General features: G+C 63.5%; 2 protein-coding genes and 1 pseudogene. 2 read left to right on the forward strand and 1 reads right to left on the reverse strand.

The features are described 5' to 3' along the window. Positions 1 to 1,300: pseudogene (locus AHiyo1_RS10460) on the reverse strand (MFS transporter); the annotation flags it as partial. A 97-nt stretch (positions 1,301 to 1,397) separates the two neighbouring features. Here AHiyo1_RS10460 and AHiyo1_RS10465 point away from each other — a divergent pair. Then, positions 1,398 to 1,778: a MarR family winged helix-turn-helix transcriptional regulator gene (locus AHiyo1_RS10465; RefSeq protein ID WP_059388526.1), complete on the forward strand. Its 381-nt coding sequence runs from the start codon at positions 1,398 to 1,400 to the stop codon at positions 1,776 to 1,778. A gap of 284 nt (positions 1,779 to 2,062) precedes the next feature. Beyond that, the coding region (locus AHiyo1_RS10470) for a M23 family metallopeptidase (protein WP_253257262.1) at positions 2,063 to 2,882 on the forward strand (820 nt) is incomplete at its 3' end.

Here is a 2,882-nt window from a genome sequence, read left to right on the forward strand (position 1 = left end):
CCGCTGACGAGGGCGGTCGTCACGGCGAGGACGAGTGCCGCGCCAACCTGCGTGCTGGTCTGGATGAGTCCGGCGGCCAGTCCCTGCTCCGAATCCCGGATTCCAGCGGTGGCTTGGACATTGATGGACGGGAAGGCCAAAGCGAAACCGATGCCCAGCAGGATGACCGAGGGCAGGATGTCCAGGACGTAGTTGGGCGACGTTCCAACGCGGAGGAACAAGACGTAGCCCAGTCCCATGGCGGTCAGGCCGGTGAGGATGAGCTTCGGGGCGCCGAATTTCTCGATGAACCTGTCCGCGAAGGGTGCGCTCGTTGCCACCAGGAGCCCGGTGGGAAGCAAGGCAAGCGCCATGCCGAGGGGAGACCAGCCGAGCACCGACTGCAGGTACATGGTGAGGATGAACTGGAAGCTCAGGTAGGAGCCGAACAGTCCAACGGCACTCAGGTTGGCGCGGGCCACCCAGCCTTCACGCAGGATGCCGAAGCGGATAAGCGGGTGCTTGACGCGGTTTTCGATGACGGCGAAGGTTGCCAGCACGGCAGCAGAGATGGCGAATCCGGCGATTGTTGCCACAGATCCCCAGCCCTTCTCCGGCGCTGAAACCAAGGTATACACGAGGCCAAGCATGCCGAGTGCGAGGGTCACCGCGCCCCAGACGTCGTGGCCGCTTTCTTCCGTGGACGGCTTATCCCGGGGAATGAACAACATGCCAAGAAGCACGACGGCGACGGCGATCGGTACCGATACAAGGAAGGTCCAGCGCCAGCTCAAACTGGTCATGAGCCGCCAACCACCAGCCCGAGCGAAAAGCCGCTCGCGCCGAAAGTGGTGAAGATGGACAGTGCCTTGTTGCGCTCGCGGCCTTCGGCGAAGTTGGTAGTGATGATGGAGAACCCGGTGGGGGCAGTGAATGCCGCGGCCAGGCCCTTGACGAAGCGCGTTGCGATCAAGAGGGTGGGATCGTTCACGAGGCCGCCGAGGAGCGAAGCCGCAGCGAACACGGTCAAGGCGATCAGGAAGATCCGACGCCGGCCCAGCAGGTCGGCGAGCCGCCCGCCCAGGAGCAACAGGCTCCCGTACCCCAGGACGTAGGCGGAAACGATCCACTGCAGGGAATCGGTTCCGAGGTGGAGTTCGTGGCCGATGGAGGGAAGGGCTACGCCCACCATGGAAACGTCCAGGCCGTCGAGGGCCAGAACGGTGCACACCACCATCAGCAGCAGCCACTGGGCCCGGGTCCAGCGGACGGCTGTATGGAGCTGCTCGGCAGATCTAGTGAGGGTGCTTGGTGAAGTCATGCAGATCAATCTATATGACGCGTCATTCAATGACAAGGAATATGACTAGGAATCTTATGACGTGGACTTTATTTGGGGTTTCGACTAGAATCGGGCCATGGCAACAACGCAGGATCGCCAGCTGGTTGAGCAATGGCGCAGCATCCAGAACTCGTACTTCCGCACCGCGGCCGCGATCGACCGCGCCCTCGAAGCCAAGTTCGACATCGGCCTGAACGAGTTCGAAATCCTCGATCTTGTTGCCGAAAGCGTTGACTCTGCCTGCCGAATGAAGGCGCTGGGCGAGCGGACTCCCATGACCCAGAGCGCTGTCTCCAAGGTTGTTGACCGCTTGGAGAAAGCCGGACTCGTGTCCCGCGTGACCTGCGCGGATGACCGCCGCTCGCTGTACCTCGAGCTGACCGACGCCGGGCGCACGCTGCATTCGGATGCCGCCGTCGAGCACCGCGCCCTGCTTAAAGAGAACCTCGGCGAGTAGCCCGCCACGGTCCGGCGAGTGTTTCGCGGACCGGCCAAGTATGAAGTCGAGTGTTCCCATTCGATTTCGCAACGGCCACAATGGGACAAGCGCGCCCGTACTGGGGATGAGCGCCCGTCTCAGGAGCCGCTGTGGGAAAGCATCATGAGTCTGGCCAGGTCGTCGACCTGGTGCTCACAAGAAAATTCGGCCGGGTCCTTTCGGCGTGCTTCCTCGCTGTCGTGGTAATCCTCGCTTTCGGTTTCCAGGGCCCGGGTTTGGGCGGAGCGGCAAGCGATGGATCCTTGGCCACTGGCCAAGTCGAACCCGGAATGCTGCCCACCGATGGTGCCACCTCGAGCGCCGAGGAGACCGTGCCCCCAAGCCCGCCGTCGGCCCCGGTCCAGGCAGGTGACAAAGCCACGGTGTCTTTTGAACGCTCTCCGGTCCAAACCCTCGATAAGAACGGCGTTGGCACTCTCAATGTCTCGTCGAGTTCCCTCGACCGGCCGCCTGCCGGGAAACTCTACGCGCCGCTCGAAATGCTGCTTCCGAGCTCTCCCTTCGGGTTGAGGATCGATCCGTTCACCGGATTGCCGGGCGAGTTCCACTGGGGCCAGGATTTCGCCGCGGCTTGCGGCACGCTGGTCTACGCAGCCGACTCCGGCGTGGTCCGGGCCGTGGGTTGGCACCCCTGGGGCGGCGGCAATCGCGTGGAAATCGATCACGGCAACGGCCTTGTCACCACGTACAACCACCTGCAGGGCATTGCAGTGACCAAGGGGCAATCGGTCCGTGTAGGCGAAGTCATTGCCAGGGTGGGAACCACGGGTTCCTCGACCGGTTGCCACTTGCACTTCGAGACGATCCTCAACGGTGTCTATACCAACCCGATGAACTGGACGTTCCTGCCCACCAAGCAGGTGGATCCCCTCGGCGACATCCCGATGGTCAGCTACCAGCCAGGTTCCGCCACCGCGACCTCGGCCGGGTCTGTCTGGTCCATCCCCGGGGCCGTGCCGACCGACCCGGGAGCCGTACCCTCAAGGGAAGCGGTGACCGGCGGGGTGCAGGAAGCGAAGGTTGTGCCGACCGCGACACCGACGGCGTCACCCACCGGCAGCC

The organism is Arthrobacter sp. Hiyo1 (assembly GCF_001263615.2).
In the GTDB taxonomy this organism is placed as follows: domain Bacteria; phylum Actinomycetota; class Actinomycetes; order Actinomycetales; family Micrococcaceae; genus Arthrobacter.

What these genes read in the sequence shown, in the direction of transcription:
- AHiyo1_RS10465 (WP_059388526.1), top strand. Translation starts at nt 1,398, where the DNA reads ATGGCAACAACGCAGGATCGCCAGCTGGTTGAGCAATGGCGCAGCATC.